This is a genomic window from Planococcus sp. 11815, from assembly GCF_051096385.1.
Taxonomy (GTDB): Bacteria; Bacillota; Bacilli; order Bacillales_A; family Planococcaceae; genus Planococcus; species Planococcus citreus.
The window spans coordinates 1,525,970-1,544,303 of sequence record NZ_CP096991.1 but is presented as its reverse complement, the minus strand read 5'-3'; the positions used below and the strand labels follow the sequence as shown (position 1 = coordinate 1,544,303).

Sequence of the window (18,334 nt, the reverse complement as noted above, 5' to 3'; positions counted from 1 at the left end):
TTACTGGCCATAAAGAAAAGGGCTGCCAAACCGATGCGGTTGTGGCAGCCCTTTTTGAATTACGGTTGTTCTTGTTCGCCCAATGTTTTCAATTGGCCGTTTTCCTCTTCGTAGAACCTCAGCAAGTCGCCGTTGATGATCGATTCGGAGTACTGGAGCTCCTCTAGGGCGCGTTCAGCATATGGGTCGCATACGCTTTGGTCTTCCACCGGTTCGCCCGTTTCGATATCATAGCAGACATTCGCTGCATAGACATATTCATCAGTCACAAAGCGCCCGTCACGGAAAATGACGAATTCCTCGTGTTCTTCAGAGAATAAATCTCCGCCGAATTGAATGTCTTTTTCGGTTTCCATGCCCATCAAATGAAGGATCGTCGAACGCATATCCACTTGACCGCCGATTTCTTCATCGACATAGCCCTTTTCATAACCTGGGATATGGACGAAAAATGGCACTTTTTGCAATTGTGCCGATTCATACGGCGTAATTTCCTTGCCTAGATACTGCGCCATCGCTTCGTTGTGGTTGTCGGAGATGCCGTAATGGTCGCCGTACATGACGATGATGGAGTTTTCGTACAATCCTTGTTCCTTCAAATCTTCGAACAAGGATTTGACGGCTTCATCCAAATAGCGCACCGTCTGGAAATAGCGGTTCAAGGTACCTGAATTGGAATCGAATTCCTCGATCAGCTTGTCTTCTTCGTCCAATGTGAATGGGTGGTGATTCGTAAGCGACAACAGGCGCGTGTAGAAAGGCTGCTGCATTTCAGACATATGGCCGACGGATTGCTCGAAGAACGGAATGTCCTTCATGCCCCAGTTGACAGCTTGCCCTTCGCCTACTGTATAGCTCTGGATATCATAGAACTTGTCGATATCAAGCGATTCGTACATCATGTCGCGGTTCCAAAAGCTTTTCGTATTGGCGTGCTGGACATTGGTCGAATACCCTTCGTTGCCCATCTTTTCCGCCATGGAATTGAAGGTATTGCCGCTGTGTGTAAAGAATACGGCGCCACCGCTTAGCGGATACATGCCAGTCTCAAGCAGGAACTCGGAGTCGGAAGTTTTTCCAAGCCCGGTCTGGTGGTAAAAGTTCGGGAAGTAAATCGTATCTTCGTCTTGTGTCAATTCGTTCATGAAAGGCGTGATGGTCTCGCCGTTCATTTCATTGTTCAACACAAAGGTCTGCAATGACTCGAGTGTGACGACGATCAAATTACGCCCTTCCGCAGCCCCGAACATTTCTTCAGATGGTTCTGCCTGGTTCGAACGGACGTAGTTGGTCACTTCCGTCAATTCCGAGCCGTCCGCAAGCGCTCGCTGTGCTTGTGATTTCGATTGGATATAGACATCATACAGATGGTAATTGTACATCCCTAGGTTCTTGACGAGCATTTCGCGGTCAAAGCTTCTCGTCAATAGTTGTGGGCGTTCTGCTTCGGCAAGGCCGAGGTTAAAGAACAGCACAGCTGCCGACAGGACGAAGTATGCTTTACGGTGTGTCGCTGCCGATTTCAGCACCGATTCTTTTTCTTTCACAAAACGCATCGCCAATAAGATGATGATGATATCGGCAAAATAGAGAATATCGCTCCAATAGATGCTTGCGGCAGCACTGTTGCCAATGTCGCCGAAATTATCCGTCTGGAACAATACGGGCAGTGTGATGAAATCCGTGAAGAAGCGGTAAAACGCCACATTGCCGTACAAGATAATCGATGTAACGACAGCGATTATGACGATATAGCGGTTTCGTGCTTTCTTGCTCTTGAAGAAGAGCGCGCCTCCATAGGCGAATAATAGTAAGCTTAATGGGTTCAAGAACAGGATGAATTCCTGCAATGCATTGTCGATGGTTATGGAAAAGGCCGTTTTGTAGACGACATATGTCGTCAGCCATGTCGCGATGACTGCGATGGCCAGGACCGAATGCTTAGGCCATTCTTTGTTTTTCATTGCCGCACATCCTCCTCGTCTTACCGGAGCGTTTGTCCGGTTCGCGCGAATTTCAGTTTCAAGTAAATCGGAAATTCAATACCTTATAGTATAGAACAAATCACCTTCGAGAGAAAGCAATTACCCTTAATAGACGCGCCAAAACGCTTTCGGTTTCATGATTTTCCTTTTTTCTCGTATTCTGTGCGTTTCTGCCGCAAAATCATCAAGGCAGATGCGTATTCACGCGGCGTGATGAAATCGTGGTCGTACAGCTCGCGGATATCGGATTCCATCAGATCGAGATCCGAAATAAAATCCGCCGTATAGACGATCGTTCCGTACCTTTTCAGCAATTGCATTACATCGTAAAGGTCTTTCATGCTCTCACCGCCTTCGAATCAATTGTTCGTTTTTCCGTGATGATGCCATCGACTGGGATGTCATGGCTTTCGATAGGCAATTCGCTAGCTAACTGAAAGTCGAATGCCAGCGACCGCGTATTGCCGTTAAAGCCACTTAAATAGCGGTCATAATAGCCTCCACCGAAGCCGATTCGGTAGCCGCTTTCCGTAAAAACAACACCCGGCACAATCAATAAATCGATGCTTTCGGGGCCGACCGCTTCCGTTTCGGCTTCGATCGGTTCCTGGAGGTCCATGTACACCACTTCCAATTGGCTAAGCTTGCTGAACAGCCGGAAATCCATCGTTCGGTCTTTTGCGAAACATTTTGGGGCGGCGACTCTTTTGCCCAGCCGCCAACACGTTTCGATAAGCGGAATCGTATCGACTTCCGGCCAGCGCGAGATGGTCACCCCGATAGTTTCAGCTTTTTGAAAATCGGGATCTTCCAGAAGTTTCTCCAAAATCGCCGATGACATTTGGGCATGTTGTGATTTTGTAAGTTCACTCATTTGGCCGATGACCGATTTCCTCAACACTGCTTTTTCCATTACGCAAACGCCCCTTCTGCTGTACTGTAGATTGTCTCTATGTATAGTTTCTATAGTAAACTGCGCATAACAAAAGAAAAAGCCAAAACCCCGAGAGGTTTTGGCAGTCAATTACTTACTTCGTTTCACGGTGTGTTGTCATTTTCTTTTCACGTGAGCAATATTTTTTCAATTCAAGACGCTCAGGGTTGTTGCGCTTATTTTTAACAGTGCTGTAGTTTCTTTCGCCACAGTCTGTGCAAGCTAGTGTAATGTTTACACGCATCGATATCCCTCCCAATTCTTTCAAAAAATCCATTTCATTAATAAGCGTGATCTATACGACTTAATTATTATAGCATACCTTCAGTGATTGTCCACTGAAAAATGATGCTTCCCCATCATTTCCCTAAATAAAAAACCACAGCCGGCGCTGTGGTTTTTTGTCATTTGTTCAGATCGTAATGGCGGCCGCGGACGAGGTAGAATAATTGCTCCGCGATATTGGTCGCATAATCCGCAGATCGCTCCATATAGCGGCAAACAAATGCCAATTGCGTCACTTGGCTGAGCTGTTCCGGCTCTTTTGCGCTGTGCTGGAACAACAGCCGGATCGCTTCACCGTACAAATCATCGACTTCATCGTCAAGGTCGGCGATTTCCTTGGCTTTTTCCACATCTTCTTCTATAAGGGCATCAATGCCCTGGCGCAGCATGGAAGTTGCGAGTTCGTGCATGCGCTGGATTTTGTTGATTGGCTCAAGCAGGTCTTGCTGCCCGATGCGGATCGTTTCTTTAGCGATATTGACGGCGTAATCCCCGACACGCTCCATGTCCGAGGCCACTTTGATTGTGACGATCAAGCGCCGAAGATCGGTCGCAACCGGTGATTGCTTGGCAATCAACAAAATCACCTGATCATTCAGTTCTTCTTCGAGACGATTGATATTGGCGTCATTGTCGATTACTTGAAGCGCTTTGTCGATATCGTGGGCGATCAGCGCCTTCATCGATTTGTCGAGTGCATCGATAGCCATTGTGCTTAGTGTAATCAATTGTTCCTGTGCTGAGTGCAGTTCATATTCAAACTTCTCGCGTACTGCCATTTAAAGTTCCTCCCATTCATCCATTTCTAACGGCCAGCAGGAAGCTCGTTCCTGCTGATTAGAGTTGCGGGTCAGCCGAATCGACCTGAAATATAATCCTCTGTCCGTTTATCGGCAGGGTTTGAGAAAATTGCATCCGTGCGGTCATATTCGATGACTTCCCCATTCAGGAAGAAGGCAGTTTTATCGGAAATCCGCGCAGCTTGCTGCATATTATGCGTCACGATGATGATGCTGTATTGCTCTTTCAATTCCTGCACCAATTCTTCAATTTTCAAAGTCGAAATCGGGTCAAGTGCTGATGTCGGCTCATCCATCAAGATGACATCCGGTTCAATCGCCAATGTCCGCGCGATGCAGATCCGCTGCTGTTGGCCGCCCGAGATGCCGTATGCATTTTCGTTCAGGCGGTCTTTCACTTCGTCCCAGATGGCTGCGCCGCGCAAGCTTTTTTCGACGATTTCATCCAGGATTTTCTTGTTTTTGATGCCGTGGATGCGCGGGCCGTAAGCGATATTGTCGTAAATCGATTTCGGGAACGGGTTCGGCTTTTGGAACACCATGCCGACGCGTGTGCGCAATTCTTCAACTCCGTAGCTCGATTCGAAGATATTGCGGCCACGGTATTGGATTTCTCCTGAAGTTTTCACAGAAGGCACGAGTTCCACCATGCGGTTCAAGGTTTTCAAATAAGTCGATTTCCCGCACCCTGATGGCCCGATAATCGCCGTAACTTCATTTTCCCCGATTTCCAAGTCAATATTTTTTAAAGCATGGTTATTGCCATACCATAAATTCAATTGACGCGTGCTATAAACACTTTCCTTTTCAGCTTGTTCTACCGAAGTAGGCTGGGCTGTATTGATTTTTGTTTTAATTGTTGCTGTGTTCATAATGAACTCCCCTTCCGCATGACACTTTAATAGGATTTATCGAATTTGTTCCGAATGAAGACTGCTATTGAATTCATGAATAACAACACGACCATCAAGACAATGATCCCGGCAGCTGCAACCGTTTGGAACTCAGCTTGCGGGCGGCTTGACCAGTCGTAAATCTGCATCGGCAACGCCGTGAACGTATCCATGACGCCTTCCGGCAAAAATTGGATGATAACCGGGATGCCGACCACGATCAGCGGTGCGGTTTCACCGATGGCACGCGACAAGGCCAAGATGCTGCCTGTCAGGATACCGGGAATTGCTGCCGGCAAGATGATGCGCACGATGGTCTGCCATTTGGTTGCACCCATTCCGTACGATGCATCACGCAATTCACCTGGAACCGAACGGATCGCTTCCTGTGCCGCCACGATAATGACCGGCAGGATGAGCAAGCTCATCGTAAAGCCTGCTGCAAGGATGCTGTTGCCGAGCGCCAATGCACGGACAAAAATCGTCAATCCCAAAAGTCCGAAGACAACTGACGGAACCCCCGCCAAATTGGAAATATTCATTTGGATAAAAGTCGTGATGCGCCCTTTTTTGGCGTATTCTTCTAAATAAATCGCAGATCCCACACCCAGCAAAATGGATGTCGGAGCGACTACTGCCATCAGCCAGATCGAGCCGACAAGTGCTGCTTTAATACCCGCTTGGTCCGGGAACCGTGAAGCGAAGTTGGTTAAGAAATCAATGGATAGATGCCCCGCACCTTGACTGACGATCCGGTACAGCAAGATCACCAGCGCCAGCAGTGCGAGCGCCGTCGCAAACATGAAGAGCCCTTGGAAGACACGGTTGACGACCATCCGGCCGTTCATGCGACGGACAACTTTTTCCTGTTCAATGTACCTCATCTTAATATTCCTCCCGGAAACGTTTTGACATATACCCAGCCAGGATATTCATCGCCATTGTGAAGAGGAATAATGTAAACCCGACCGCATAGATGGAATAGTAAATCGTCGTTCCATAACCGGCGTCGCCCTTGGATACTTGCACGATATAGGCAGTCATCGTCTGGATCGAACCAGTGAAATCGCCATCGAACTTCGGTGTTGAACCTGCCGCAAGCGAAACGATCATCGTCTCGCCGATCGCGCGGGACAAGCCGAGCACAACCGAGGCAATAATGCCGGACAACGCGGCTGGAACGGTGATTTTCCAAGCGACTTCAAACTTTGTCGAGCCCATGGCAAGCGCCCCATCGCGAATGCTTTTCGGGACAGACGACATGGCGTCTTCCGATAGCGACGCGATCATCGGGATGATCATGATGCCGACGACGATCCCTGGTGAAATCGCGTTAAAAATCTTGATGTCCGGGAAAAAGCTTTGCAATACAGGCGTCACAAACGTCAAGGCGAAAAAGCCGTAGACGATAGTTGGGACTCCTGCCAAAACCTCTAGAATTGGTTTGACGACGCGTCTTACGTTGTCAGAAGCATATTCGCTCAAATAAATGGCAGCCGAAATGCCGATCGGCACAGCTACGACAATCGCGATGCCGGTAATTTTCAATGTACCGACGATTAACGGCCAAATGCCGAACTGGGCTCCGCTATTGGCGAACGGTAGCCACGTCGTGCCAAGGATGAATTCGGACAGTGGCACTCTTGTAAAGAACGTGACCGTTTCTATGATTAATGTCAGGACAATACCGATGGTTGTCAAGACCGAAACAGAAGCGATCAGGAACAACAAAACCGGTATGAGTTTCTCAATGATTTTTTTGCTTTTCTTATCTTTCGACTTTGCGATCAGTTCTTGAACCGATGTGCGCATAATAGAATCCCCTTTCAACCGCAAAAGGCGAGCAGCAGCTGCTCACCCTAAGACTGAACTTGCAACTTGATTTATTTCAACGCTTCAAGATCTGCCAAGCCTTGTTCATAATCCTCTACTGCCAATGGCACGTAGCCGACAGCTTCAGCCATTTGACCAGCGTTCTCTAAAGTGAACTTCATGAAATCGTAAGCCGCTTCATCTTCAGCAATTTTCGCATTGTTGGCGTAAGTGAAGAGCGGACGTGACAGTGGTGAATAATCACCGGATTCGATTGTTTCAGGAGTTGGCTCGACACCATCAATAGTTACGACTTTCAATGTATCTTGGTTCGCGATGTAGTATGCATAGCCGAAGAATCCGATCGCATTTGGATCTCCTTGGATTCCTTGAACAAGCGTGTTGTCATCTTCAGACAATGTCGCTGATTCGACGATGTCTTCTTCTTCTAGGATGACTTCATTGAAATAATCGTATGTTCCAGAAGCTGTTCCTGGCGCATAGAATACGACTTCTTCATCCGGCCATTCCGGGTTGATGTCTGACCACATTTTCGTGCTGCCATCTTCTACCCACAGTTTTTTCAGGTCTTCAACTGTCAAATCCTCTACCCAGTCGTTTTCCTGGTTGACGACTACTGATAGCCCGTCATAAGCAAGAAGGAATTCTGTGTATTCGATGCCTGCTTCTTCTAGAGCAGCTGCTTCTTCTTCTTTAATTGGTCGAGAAGCATTCGAGAAAGCTGTTTCACCTTGGATGAATTTTTCGAATCCACCGCCCGTACCGGAAACACCGACCGTTACTTGGACTTCAGGTTGAACTGCTGCGTATTCTTCAACAATGCCTTCAAGGATTGGCGCGACTGTGGAAGAACCGTCACCAGTGACCGAACCTTCTAGTACTGCTTCGTCTGAAGCGGAATCAGCCGTTTCGCTGCCTGTGGCAGTTTCTTCCGTGCTGCCACAGGCGCCAAGTAGAAATGCCGTTCCAAGAATTGTTGATGCCATAGCGAACTTCCAGTTTCTCATTTTAATGTTTCCCCCTAATATGGTTTGTTGTTTACAAGACCAACTATACGATTCTATTGTTGAGGACATATGAAGCCATTGTTAAGAAATTGTAAATGACCAAAGTCTTATTGAAAAAAACAAAAACCGCCCAACCAGCGTCCGTTTCAGGACTTTGGTTGGGCGGTTTAGTTTATCTAGATAAAAAGCTTGTTTATTCAATTCGTGTTCCGCTGAAAGGCGGCTTGATTTCATTCGCTTCGTCTTCGCTGCGCTGTTCTTTCAATTCGAAATACTTGTCTGCCGCAGCTCGAGCGATTTCATTATTGGTCTTTGGCACTTTGGTTGGATCGGTCGTTACGTATGGAATGACAACCGCATACGCGATTTCCGGGTTTTCATATGGGGCGAAGCCAACATGCGCGATATTGACGTTCACCGTACCGTGCAATTCATGGCCGCGTTCAAAGAAATAAGCTTCTGCTGTACCAGTTTTGCCGGCTGCGGTATACGGCGTATCGCTGAACTGCGCGCGCGCCGAGCCGGAGCTTCCGATATACACATTGCGCATGCCTTCTTTAACGCGGTCGATTTCTTCTTGCGTATTATTGATGCGGTTCATGATCTTCGGTTCGATGACCGTCTCGATCGGCCCGAGCGTCTCGCCATCTGGAGAAGCTTTGCGGATCTCCTTGACGACATGCGGCTGCACACGGTAGCCATCATTGGCGATGGTGGAGATATACTGTGCCAATTGCATCGGTGTATACGTATCAAATTGTCCGATCGCAAGGTCCAATAATTTCGGCCCAGGATACGTGCCGCCAAGATAGCCGGTGCCTTCGTTCGGCAAATCGATGCCAGTCTCAACACCGAGCCCAAATTGCGCGAAGGAATTGCGCATAACGGCAAAACTTTCCGGGGCGACGCTCAACGGCCGGTTGTATTGATATTGCCGATCGGCGATATCCAAAGCGATTTTGAACATATAAACGTTGGATGACCGTTCAATTGCCATCAAATCGTTCATCGGGATGCGATTGAATGGAGTCGTATTGAAAATCGAGTTTTTCTGGGTGGTGCCCGCAAATTTCAGCGGTTCGTCGATCTGCACTTCCCCCATCTCCACGGCATCTTGTTCATATCCCGTCAGCAATGTGGCACCTTTGATGGTGGAACCCATCTCATGGGCAGCCGTGAACGTACCGAACGCATAATCATTGACGACGCGTCTGCCGTTTTCATCTTCGCCGACGCGTTTACCGACCATCGACAGCACATCACCGGTTTGCGGATTCATCATGACCAAGTATGCATCTTTGACAAGCTGTGAGTTTGGCCCCGCCTTCAATGCGAGCAACTTTTCTTCCACGATTTTTTCCAGCTCATACTGGAGTTCGCTGTCGATCGTCATAACCAAATCTTTTCCGGGTTCGCCTTCATCAACCGGTACCGTTTCGATGACGCGGCCTCGGCCGTCGGTAACGTTTTTGACGCTCGATTTCTGCCCTTGCAGCACATCTTCATATTGCTGTTCCAAGAAGCTCGTGCCGACGCGGTCATTACGTGAGTAGTCGCGGCTTAAATAATAATCGAGGCGGTTGGCCGGGATCCCTTGGTCAGGCGACGTCGTGCTGCCGAGGATCGTCAAATCGGTCATTTTCACGCGCTTCCAGTCAGTGACCGTATTGACACCTTCTAATTTCGGGTCCGTTAAACGCTCCGACACGACAGCGAATTCTTCGTCGGTAACGCCCTCGCCTTTGATGATCTGCGGCGACAACGCATAGCCAGAGGTCATTTCCCTGTAGATCGCGAGAACTTCCAATTGTTCCTCCGTCAGGCTGTCGAGTTCTTCATCCGTGATTTTCTCACGGACCAAGGCATCAAGCTTCTGCTGCTTTTCCTTTTGAGGAATATCTTCCGCTTCAATCGCAGCGCGCTCTTCAGCGGTTACTTTTTCAGTTGCACTTTCGGTATTCAATTGTATGTAAAAGTCTTGCTTATCGCGCAAGGTCACTTTTTCAGTATCTTTTTCGATCAATTTAGCGAGCTCTTCAGCCACTTCCATCATCTCACTGCTTTTCGTCGTTTGCATCTTTGTGTAGGTAATGCTGTTGACGGGCTCGTTATCGACTTGCAAACGTCCTGCAGAATCAAAAATCCGTCCCCGCGGCACGCTGGTGTTCACGGCCACTTCCTCGGTTCTGGCAATTGCGCGGGCGTAATCCTCACCTTTAACGATCTGCAAATACCCTAGGCGCAGGATGAGCATGGAAAACAGCAGAAAAATAGCAAAAAAGAGGATGTTCATCCGGAAGGTCGTATTGGACTGGAGTTTGGACTTCGCCAGCGAAACACGCCGTTTTTGAGGGGTTTTCATGAGCGCGTAGCTCCTTTCAAAAAAATATCCATTTGCTAGTATAGCACCGGACATAAAAAAACACACACTTTTTCAGACGAAAAAGTGTGTGTCGAGGTTTCAATATTTAACAATTATTTAGCAGCTTCGTAGCGCTTGGACACTTCGTCCCAGTTGACAACGTTCCAGAATGCTGCCAAATAGTCCGGGCGGCGGTTCTGGTATTTCAAGTAGTATGCGTGTTCCCAAACGTCTACTCCAAGAATCGGCGTTTTGCCTTCAGATAGAGGAGAATCTTGGTTTGGCGTTGACGTGACTTCGAGCTCGCCGTTAGAAACGACTAGCCAAGCCCAGCCAGAACCGAAGCGTGTTTTACCTGCAGCTTCGAATTTTTCTTTGAACTCGTCAAAGCTTCCGAATTTGTTGTTGATCGCGTCAGCTACTGCACCAGTCGGCTGTCCTCCACCGTTCGGGGAAAGAAGCTGCCAGAATAGCGAGTGGTTCGCGTGGCCGCCGCCGTTGTTGCGGACAGCTGTGCGGATATCTTCCGGCACTGCGTTCAAGTCAGAAATCAATTCTTCGATTGATTTTGAAGAAAGATCGTCATGACCTTCCAAGGCCGCATTTACGTTTGTTACGTACGTGTTGTGGTGTTTCGTGTGGTGGATGTTCATTGTTTCTTTGTCGATGTGCGGTTCTAGCGCATCGTACGCGTAAGGTAGTTCCGGTAGTTCGTATGCCATGATTAAATTCCTCCTTGAGTCTATTGTTCTACTTTGTTAGCGTATCAAAATTTTCAGACCGACACAAATATAAAGCATATCGACCTGCCTTTTTCAGACCTTAGTCGGAGGCGGCAGTCAAATCACCCAGAAGAACAAGCCGACCATCACTGCCTGAATAATACCTTTCGTCAGTGCGGAAGTAATAAAACCGACCACCGAACCGATTCCGGAGCGGATCGATTTTTTAATCGACGATTTGTTGACGAGCATCTCTGCAATGATGGCACCGAGGAACGGGCCAATGAGGATGCCGGCAAACGGGATGACGAATGGCCCGAAGATCAATCCGACCGTGCTGCCCACCAAACCTGCTTTTGAACCGCCGAATTTCTTGACGCCGACCGCATTGGCCAAAAAGTCTGCACCGAACAATAACAGGACGAATAAGATTTCGATGAGCCAGAACCACCACGGCAAATCAGCAAAGCTGAAAAACAGGCCATAAATGATAAATCCGCCGAAAATGAACAGCGACGCCGGGATGACCGGGTACACAAGTCCGATGAAACCGATGGCAAAAAACACAAGCACAAAAACCCAGCCGACAATTTCGAGCATCACGAGCCCTCCTTTTCCGATATAAAAACTCCCTTTCATCGTGCCCTACATTTCAAGAAATGTAAAGGATGAAAGGGAGTGTGGATCAAGTACGGTTACCGAGTATGGCTTCCGCGATATTGACGGAGTGGTCGCCGATCCGCTCCAAGTTGCTGACGATATCGACAAAGACGATTCCCGCTTGAGCGGAACATGCGCCTTCGTTCAGGCGAAGGATATGTTTTTTACGGAATTTGCGTTCCATTTTGTCGATCAAGTCTTCCTGCTCTGCCACTTCACGTGCAAGCTCATGGCTTGTCGTGTCAAGTGCATCAAGTGATTTCGACACCGTCGCAATGGTCAATGTGAACATTTCGTCCAAGTCTTCCATCGCTTCCCCGGTCAATTTCACTTTATTGGCTTCCTGGTAATCGATCAATTCGATGATGTTCTCGAAATGGTCGCCGATCCGTTCGATATCACGGACCGTTTCCATCAGCATCGTGTGGCGAGTGGAATCCGCTGCTGAGATCGATTCTGCAGAAATGAGTACCAGGTAATCGGTAATTTTACCATCCAGGTTATTGATGGCATCTTCTAATTGATAGCCCATTTCAGCATGTTTCTTGCTTTTCGTTTTCAAATATTCATACGTTTCTTCCAGTCCTTGCACAGAATATTTACCCATGCGCAATACTTCTTCTTTGGCTTGGCCAAGAGCGATCGATGGCGATTGCTCGATGAAGTTCAAGTCCAGATGCTTCGGCTTGAATTCGACAAGCACTTCGTCGCCAGGAATTACTTTTGTCACGAGGTATGCCCAAGCGCCGATCAACGGGAATTGGATCAATGTGTTCGCAATGTTGAATGTCCCGTGTGCGAATGCAATCTGCATTTTTGGCTCGAGATCCAAAACGCCCGTAAGCCACTCGACATACGCTGTAAACGGCACGAGCAGGATCAGGAAGATGACGGAGCCGATGACATTGAACAAGACGTGGACAGCTGCTGCACGGCGCGCTGCAATGGATGTACCAAGTGCTGCGAGCACCGCCGTAACGGTCGTCCCGATATTGTCACCGAATAGAACCGGCAATGCGGCATCAAGCGTAACCAAGTTCTCTGCATAGAGCCCTTGCAAGATGGCGATCGTTCCGCTGGAGCTTTGGACGATGAACGTGAAGATTGTCCCTGCTGCAACGCCGAGGATCGGGAATTCACTCAAGTTGACGGTCATGTCGATGAAAGCCGGCAATTCACGCAGCGGCTTCATTGCCCCGCTCATCGTTTCCATCCCGAAGAATAGTCCGCCGAAACCGAAGATGACTTGCCCGATATTTTGGATCTGGTTTTTCTTGACGAAGAAAATCAAGAATGCACCGACCGCCATGATTGGCAATGCGTATGCCCCTACGTCCAAGCCGATGATGAATGCTGTAACGGTCGTCCCGATATTCGCACCCATAATGACGCCGATTGCTTGTCTTAGCGTCATGAAGCCTGCACTTACAAGGCCGACGACGATAACGGTCGTGCCCGAACTCGATTGGATCAAAATCGTTACTACGATACCGACCAAGACACCCATGAACGGATTGGTCGTAAAACGGTCCAAAATGTCCCGCAGTTTATCGCCTGCAGCTTTCTGCAAAGCGTCACCCATATACTTGATTGAGAATAGGAAAATACCGAGACCCCCGAAGAAGGTAAACAGCAATTCCTGCCAATTCATTTCCACGATTCACATTCAACTCCTAATTATAACGTAATCACACCTCACCTATTATGAAGACTTCGCTAAGTAAATGTAAATACCTTTATTGAAAATTTACAAACCCGTAACATAAGCCCGAATTTTTCCGTTTCAGGCATGATAATATTACAATACAACCGGAAAGGAAGATTGCTGTGAATCTCTACCAACTATTGAAAGCAAGCTTCATGGAACCGAAAAAACGGGCAGCGGTCCGCATTATGCCGATCGGCCGCATCTTGAAATTCGTTTTCCTGTTCATCACCTTGCTTTCACTTATCTCATTTGCCGAGTTCGTGCTTGGCATCGGCTCGAGCTCCTCTGAACTGGAAGGCTTGCTGCAATTCATAGAAGAAATCGAATGGCTGCTTTACCCGTTTGCGCTCGTTTTTCTATTCGTCTCGACGACGCTCTACCATTTCATCAAAATCAGCGTGTTTGCAGCGTTTGGCTATGGCTTTCTCGCCTGGCTCAAGCGCCGCGGGGAATACCGGCATATGTGGCGCACGGCGGCACTCGCCGTTACTGTGCCGACTATCGCTGCGTATGTAGCGAGTTTCTGGGTCAATAGCTTGTGGATTTCGCTGTTGACGAGTTTATGGACGCTGTTTCTTCTATATAGTGCAGCACGTTTCTATCCGAAAGCCCCACCTGTAAAAAAACCGAGCTAATGTTGCAACGCTGTAAAGAATCTGTACGGAACAGCCGTCTTTCTTGTCTTTTCAAACGAGACACTGCTAAAATAGCTATAGGCAAGAGAAATAGACCCGCACGTGAATTGCGTGCAAGGGTAAGCTGAGTAACCGTCCGGATTACCGGAAACTCACAAAAAGGAGAGATTTTTAACATGAGCGAAATGACTCACCGTTCAAAAACACGCCCCGTCAAAGTCGGCGATATAACGATTGGCGGCAGTAATGAACTATTCATACAAAGTATGGCGACAACGAAAACACATGACGTAGAAGCAACGGTTGCGGAGATTCTCCGCCTCGAAGAAGCCGGATGCCAAGTCGTCCGTGTGGCTTGTCCTGATGAGCGGGCAGCTTATGCCATCGGCGAAATCAAGAAGCGCATCAATATCCCGCTTGTTGTCGATATTCATTTCGATTACAAACTGGCTTTGATCGCCATCGAGCAAGGTGCCGATAAAATCCGCATCAATCCAGGCAATATCGGCCGCCGCGAAAAAGTCGAAGCGGTCGTCAATGCAGCCAAAGCGAAAGGCATCCCGATCCGCATCGGTGTCAACGCCGGTTCGCTCGAACGCAAAATCCTTGAGAAATACGGCTATCCGACAGCGGACGGCATGGTGGAATCAGCATTGCACCATATCAAGATCCTAGAAGACCTTGATTTCCATGACATCATCGTCTCGTTGAAAGCATCAGACGTGAGCCTTGCTGTCGAAGCATATGAAAAAGCATCGAAAGCATTCGACTATCCGCTCCACCTCGGTATTACAGAATCCGGCACATTGTTCTCCGGAACTGTGAAAAGTTCTGCCGGGCTCGGGGCATTGCTCGCTAAAGGCATCGGCAATACACTCCGCGTCTCCTTAAGCGCAGACCCTGTCGAAGAAGTCAAAGTAGCCCGTGAACTATTGAAAGTCTTCGGTTTGTCTTCAAACGCAGCGACGCTCATCTCATGCCCGACTTGCGGACGCATCGAGATTGACTTGATTTCCATCGCGAACGAAGTGGAAGAATACATCTCCCACATCAAAGCACCGCTTAAAGTCGCTGTTCTCGGCTGTGCCGTTAACGGCCCAGGTGAAGCACGTGAAGCCGACATCGGCATCGCCGGCGCACGCGGTGAAGGCCTGCTCTTCATGCACGGGAAAACAGTCCGTAAAGTGCCTGAAGAAACAATGGTCGAAGAATTGAAGATCGAGATCGATAAATTGGCAGAAGAATATTTCGCCAAACAAGCTGAAGAGAAAAAGCAAAAGGAACTTGAACAACAACAAGCATAAGGTTGTGATCATATGTACCGATTTGGCATCGATATCGATGGCACCGTCACCTGCCCCACTTCATTGATTCCCCATATCAATGAAGCATTCGGCAGCGAGCTGACCATCGAAGATATCCGGGAATACGACCTGACAGCGGCCTTGCCGCAGCTCGATAAAAAAGAGTTCTACTCCTGGTTCAAAAAGCACGAACCGAAAATTTACGCGGCTTCTCCTATTTCGAAAGACGCCAAGCAAATTATCAATAATTGGAAAGACCAATACGAACTTTATTTTATCTCCGCTCGCGGAGATAACGTTCGAAGCGTTACATTCGATTGGTTCGAACAGCATGCCATTGCTTACGACCATATCGAATTGATTGGCACGCATAAAAAAATCAGCACCGCCAAAGCGCATAATGTCGATTTGTTCTTCGAAGACAAACACGACAATGCGGTAGAGATTTCCGAAGAACTGGACATCCCGGTCATCTTGTTCGACACCCCTTACAACCGTGAGCCGGTGCCGAACAAAGTGGTCCGCGTCTATGATTGGCTCGAAGCCGAGCAATGGGTGAAAAAAGAGTTCGGCGTCCAACAGGAATTGCTCAAGCGGTAAACAGAGAGCGCAAGTCTAACTTGCGCTCTTTTTTATTTGCCCGTTTCTGTTGTCAGTAGACAAAAAGGCCTGGCAGCATTAGCTGTCAGGCCCTTAGAGTCTTGACGAAGGCTATAATCCTCTATAAATGAAAAGAGTGTGACACTATTCCGCAATGAAAAATCAACGAATTGTCTCAGTATTTGGAGAAGCGTTCGCTCGACTCCTGTGGGATTAGCGGGTTTGAGAGACCCCGCAGACCGCGATAGCGGGTGAGGAGGCTCGATTCCCGCCCCACGGAAAGCGAGCGATAAGCTTCGGAAAATACGACTTTTTAACTTTCTCGACGACCGAAGGGCCTGGCAGCATTAGCTGTCAGGCCCTTTTCATTACTAACGTTTATTTACAGTCCGGGCATTTCCCGTAGATTTCGAATTTATGATTGTCGATTTCATAGGCCGGTAACGCCGCCCCCAACAAGTCCATCGGGCATAGCGGAATTTCCTTGATCTTGCCGCAATCCATGCAGATGAAATGATGGTGGTGATGGTCGCTTTCGCAATGCATGCGGAAATGCTTTTCACCGGACAACTCGGTCGCCTCCAAAATATCGAGCGATACAAAGGTCGCCAAGTTGCGATAAACGGTATCGTAGCTCATGCTTGGATAGTCTTTTTGCATGACATCCAAAATATCACGGGCGGTCAGATAGCGTTCGTCCCCTTCGAAAATTTCCAGGATCTGATTGCGTTTTGTCGTTTCTTTAAAACCGTTTTCTTTCAGGATGCCCCACGCTTTTTGTAAATTCATGCGGCTGCCCCCCTTTTCTTAGATAACGAGATTTTTCGATAAGCCAGAATGACCAGCAAAATGGCAATGGATGTGACGACAATCGTGCCGCCTGGCGCTAAATCGAAGTAAAACGCAGCGACCAGCCCGGTCAGGACCGATATTTCACCGAATAGGATCGATAGCCAGATGGTTTGCTTGAAGCTTTTGGCGACGCGCATTGCCGTCGCTACCGGGATGGTCATCAGTGATGACACGAGAAGTATGCCGACGATGCGCATCGAACCGGCAATGACTAAGGCCGTGACGATCATGAACAGGAAGTGGATCCATTTTGCAGGCAGGCCGGATGCCCGTGCGTATTCATCGTCGAAGGACAAGACAAATAATTCCTTGAAGAAGATACGGATAAACGCCAACACGATCACGGCGATTCCTGCGACGATAAATAAATCCTGCCGGCTGACGGCTGAGACCGTGCCGAAGAGGTAGCCGAACAAATCGCTCGAAAATCCTTCCGCCAGGGAAATGAAAATGGCCCCGAAGCCAATGCCTGCGGAAAGGATGATCGGGATGGCCAGTTCTTCGTAATGCTTATAGACACTGCGCAGCCGCTCGATGAGCATCGAGCCCATCACCGACGAGGCGATCCCGAGATACAGCGGGTTCAGTAACGCCAGTGCCCCGACACTTTGGCTTAGATAAAGGCTTCCGGCAATGCCGGCAAGCGTCACATGGCTCAAGGCATCTGCGATCAGCGACAGCCTTCTCACGACGATGAAGACGCCGAGCAGCGGCGCAATGACGCCGATGATCAAGCCGGATGCGAATGCGTTTTGCAGAAATTCATAGGACAGTATGGCGTCAAGCATGCGTATGGCTTCCTTCCGTATGATGGATTTTCCGGACGGAATGGCCATACCACGCTTCGCGCTTCTCATCGCTCATCATATGCAATTGGTCTTTAAAGCCGTGGAAATGGATGGTCTGGTTCAAGCATGCGACGTGCGAGATGCGATCGGTCACCGTATCGACGTCGTGCGTCACGAGCACCAGCGTAATATTACGTTCCCGATTGAGCGCAGCGAGCATGTCGTAGAAAGCTTGGACATTCTGGACATCGATGCCGACTGTCGGCTCATCGAGTATAAGCACTTTCGGCTTGGCGACGAGCGCGCGTGCGATAAAGACGCGCTGCTGCTGGCCCCCCGATAGCTCACTGATGCTGCGGTTTTTAAATGATTTCATGCCGACCGCATCGAGCGCTTCTTCGACTCGCTGTGATGTGTTTTTCGGCAATTTATGGAACAGCCCGGCCTTTTTCGCCAGGCCCCCTGCCACCACTTCCTGCACAGTGGCCGGAAAAGCTGAGTTGAATGAATTCGATTTTTGCGACACATAACCGATCCATTCGCGGTGTTTGAATTGCCTCGAATCAATGCCGAACAATTCCACGCTGCCTTCGGATGGCCGGATGAGCCCGAGCATGATTTTCAATAAAGTCGATTTCCCCGATCCGTTCGGGCCGAGTATCGCCAGGAAATCGCCTTCCTCCACCGTCATCGATATGTGGTCCAATGCTTTCGTTTGTTCATATTCATAGCTAACTTCTTTAATGTTGATCAATGGCGCTGCCATAGGGACGCCCCTTTTCCAATAAGAATGATTACGATTTACTATAGAAAGTATAGAGCAGTTGCACGCTCCTGTAAACCGTTTGGGCTTTTAAATAAAGCTTTGATAAGTTGGGTCGGAAGATTGCAAATCGTAAAGACACATAATGCATGATCTTGCGCAGCTATTGTTTACTGGCGTCTGCCCTTGCTTTCAAATAGAAA

The 18,334-nt window shown here is 48.5% G+C and carries 19 protein-coding genes; 3 read left to right on the top strand and 16 right to left on the bottom strand.

Annotation, left to right across the window (positions count from 1 at the left end; translation table 11 throughout):
• Window positions 1-59: 59 nt before the first annotated feature.
• The 13 genes from M1Q06_RS07855 to M1Q06_RS07795 form a co-directional block, all read right to left on the bottom strand.
• Entirely contained in the window at window positions 60-1,964 is a 1,905-nt protein-coding gene (locus tag M1Q06_RS07855) for an LTA synthase family protein (RefSeq protein ID WP_434402643.1), read from the bottom strand.
• 155 nt (window positions 1,965-2,119) lie between these two features.
• A complete protein-coding gene (locus M1Q06_RS07850; protein ID WP_101190241.1) occupies window positions 2,120-2,326 on the bottom strand; it encodes a YqgQ family protein in 207 nt (68 codons plus the stop codon).
• Window positions 2,323-2,898, bottom strand: coding sequence for a 5-formyltetrahydrofolate cyclo-ligase (locus tag M1Q06_RS07845; protein WP_434402641.1), 576 nt, complete (start codon window positions 2,896-2,898; stop codon window positions 2,323-2,325). The genes M1Q06_RS07850 and M1Q06_RS07845 overlap by 4 nt, the downstream gene beginning before the upstream one ends.
• Window positions 2,899-3,013: 115 nt before the next feature.
• The gene (rpmG, locus tag M1Q06_RS07840) at window positions 3,014-3,163 is read right to left on the bottom strand and encodes a 50S ribosomal protein L33 (protein WP_082799233.1); all 150 of its coding nucleotides are present in this window, start codon (window positions 3,161-3,163) and stop codon (window positions 3,014-3,016) included.
• Window positions 3,164-3,323: 160 nt separating this feature from the next.
• The gene (gene phoU, locus M1Q06_RS07835; protein WP_121299976.1) at window positions 3,324-3,983 is read right to left on the bottom strand and encodes a phosphate signaling complex protein PhoU; all 660 of its coding nucleotides are present in this window, start codon (window positions 3,981-3,983) and stop codon (window positions 3,324-3,326) included.
• A 71-nt stretch (window positions 3,984-4,054) separates the two neighbouring features.
• Window positions 4,055-4,876: a phosphate ABC transporter ATP-binding protein PstB gene (gene pstB, locus M1Q06_RS07830; RefSeq protein ID WP_121299978.1), complete on the bottom strand. Its 822-nt coding sequence runs from the start codon at window positions 4,874-4,876 to the stop codon at window positions 4,055-4,057.
• Window positions 4,877-4,902: 26 nt separating this feature from the next.
• Window positions 4,903-5,781: a phosphate ABC transporter permease PstA gene (gene pstA, locus M1Q06_RS07825; protein WP_121299979.1), complete on the bottom strand. Its 879-nt coding sequence runs from the start codon at window positions 5,779-5,781 to the stop codon at window positions 4,903-4,905.
• 1 nt (window position 5,782) lies between these two features.
• A complete protein-coding gene (gene pstC / locus M1Q06_RS07820) occupies window positions 5,783-6,709 on the bottom strand; it encodes a phosphate ABC transporter permease subunit PstC (protein WP_121299981.1) in 927 nt (308 codons plus the stop codon).
• A 71-nt stretch (window positions 6,710-6,780) separates the two neighbouring features.
• Window positions 6,781-7,737 (bottom strand): PstS family phosphate ABC transporter substrate-binding protein, encoded by a 957-nt coding sequence (locus M1Q06_RS07815; protein WP_434402637.1) that lies wholly within the window; start codon window positions 7,735-7,737, stop codon window positions 6,781-6,783.
• Window positions 7,738-7,930: 193 nt separating this feature from the next.
• Window positions 7,931-10,099: a penicillin-binding transpeptidase domain-containing protein gene (locus M1Q06_RS07810; RefSeq protein ID WP_101805410.1), complete on the bottom strand. Its 2,169-nt coding sequence runs from the start codon at window positions 10,097-10,099 to the stop codon at window positions 7,931-7,933.
• A 113-nt stretch (window positions 10,100-10,212) separates the two neighbouring features.
• On the bottom strand, window positions 10,213-10,821 hold the full coding sequence (locus M1Q06_RS07805) for a superoxide dismutase (protein WP_434402635.1): 609 nt from the start codon (window positions 10,819-10,821) through the stop codon (window positions 10,213-10,215).
• A gap of 117 nt (window positions 10,822-10,938) precedes the next feature.
• Entirely contained in the window at window positions 10,939-11,421 is a 483-nt protein-coding gene (locus M1Q06_RS07800; RefSeq protein WP_101805408.1) for a DUF456 domain-containing protein, read from the bottom strand.
• An 85-nt stretch (window positions 11,422-11,506) separates the two neighbouring features.
• A complete protein-coding gene (locus tag M1Q06_RS07795; RefSeq protein ID WP_434402633.1) occupies window positions 11,507-13,138 on the bottom strand; it encodes a Na/Pi cotransporter family protein in 1,632 nt (543 codons plus the stop codon).
• A 170-nt stretch (window positions 13,139-13,308) separates the two neighbouring features.
• Between M1Q06_RS07795 and M1Q06_RS07790 the strand changes: the two genes are divergently transcribed.
• The 3 genes from M1Q06_RS07790 to M1Q06_RS07780 all read left to right on the top strand — a co-directional run bounded on the left by M1Q06_RS07790 (window position 13,309) and on the right by M1Q06_RS07780 (window position 15,728).
• Window positions 13,309-13,824: a DUF1189 family protein gene (locus M1Q06_RS07790; protein ID WP_434402631.1), complete on the top strand. Its 516-nt coding sequence runs from the start codon at window positions 13,309-13,311 to the stop codon at window positions 13,822-13,824.
• 176 nt (window positions 13,825-14,000) lie between these two features.
• Window positions 14,001-15,128, top strand: coding sequence for a flavodoxin-dependent (E)-4-hydroxy-3-methylbut-2-enyl-diphosphate synthase (gene ispG / locus M1Q06_RS07785; protein WP_058380911.1), 1,128 nt, complete (start codon window positions 14,001-14,003; stop codon window positions 15,126-15,128).
• Window positions 15,129-15,140: 12 nt separating this feature from the next.
• Window positions 15,141-15,728 carry a hypothetical protein gene (locus tag M1Q06_RS07780; RefSeq protein WP_101190230.1) on the top strand — a complete coding sequence of 196 codons (588 nt, stop codon included), beginning with the start codon at window positions 15,141-15,143 and terminating at the stop codon, window positions 15,726-15,728.
• 378 nt (window positions 15,729-16,106) lie between these two features.
• Here M1Q06_RS07780 and M1Q06_RS07775 read toward each other — a convergent pair whose 3' ends face one another.
• Genes M1Q06_RS07775 through M1Q06_RS07765 form a run of 3 tightly spaced genes read right to left on the bottom strand, consistent with a single transcriptional unit; the run spans window position 16,107 to window position 18,134 of the window.
• Entirely contained in the window at window positions 16,107-16,517 is a 411-nt protein-coding gene (locus M1Q06_RS07775; protein ID WP_434402628.1) for a Fur family transcriptional regulator, read from the bottom strand.
• Window positions 16,514-17,368, bottom strand: coding sequence for a metal ABC transporter permease (locus M1Q06_RS07770; protein ID WP_058380914.1), 855 nt, complete (start codon window positions 17,366-17,368; stop codon window positions 16,514-16,516). The genes M1Q06_RS07775 and M1Q06_RS07770 overlap by 4 nt, the downstream gene beginning before the upstream one ends.
• Window positions 17,361-18,134 carry a metal ABC transporter ATP-binding protein gene (locus tag M1Q06_RS07765; RefSeq protein ID WP_434402626.1) on the bottom strand — a complete coding sequence of 258 codons (774 nt, stop codon included), beginning with the start codon at window positions 18,132-18,134 and terminating at the stop codon, window positions 17,361-17,363. Before M1Q06_RS07765 ends, M1Q06_RS07770 begins: the two co-directional genes overlap by 8 nt.
• Window positions 18,135-18,334 lie beyond the last annotated feature (200 nt).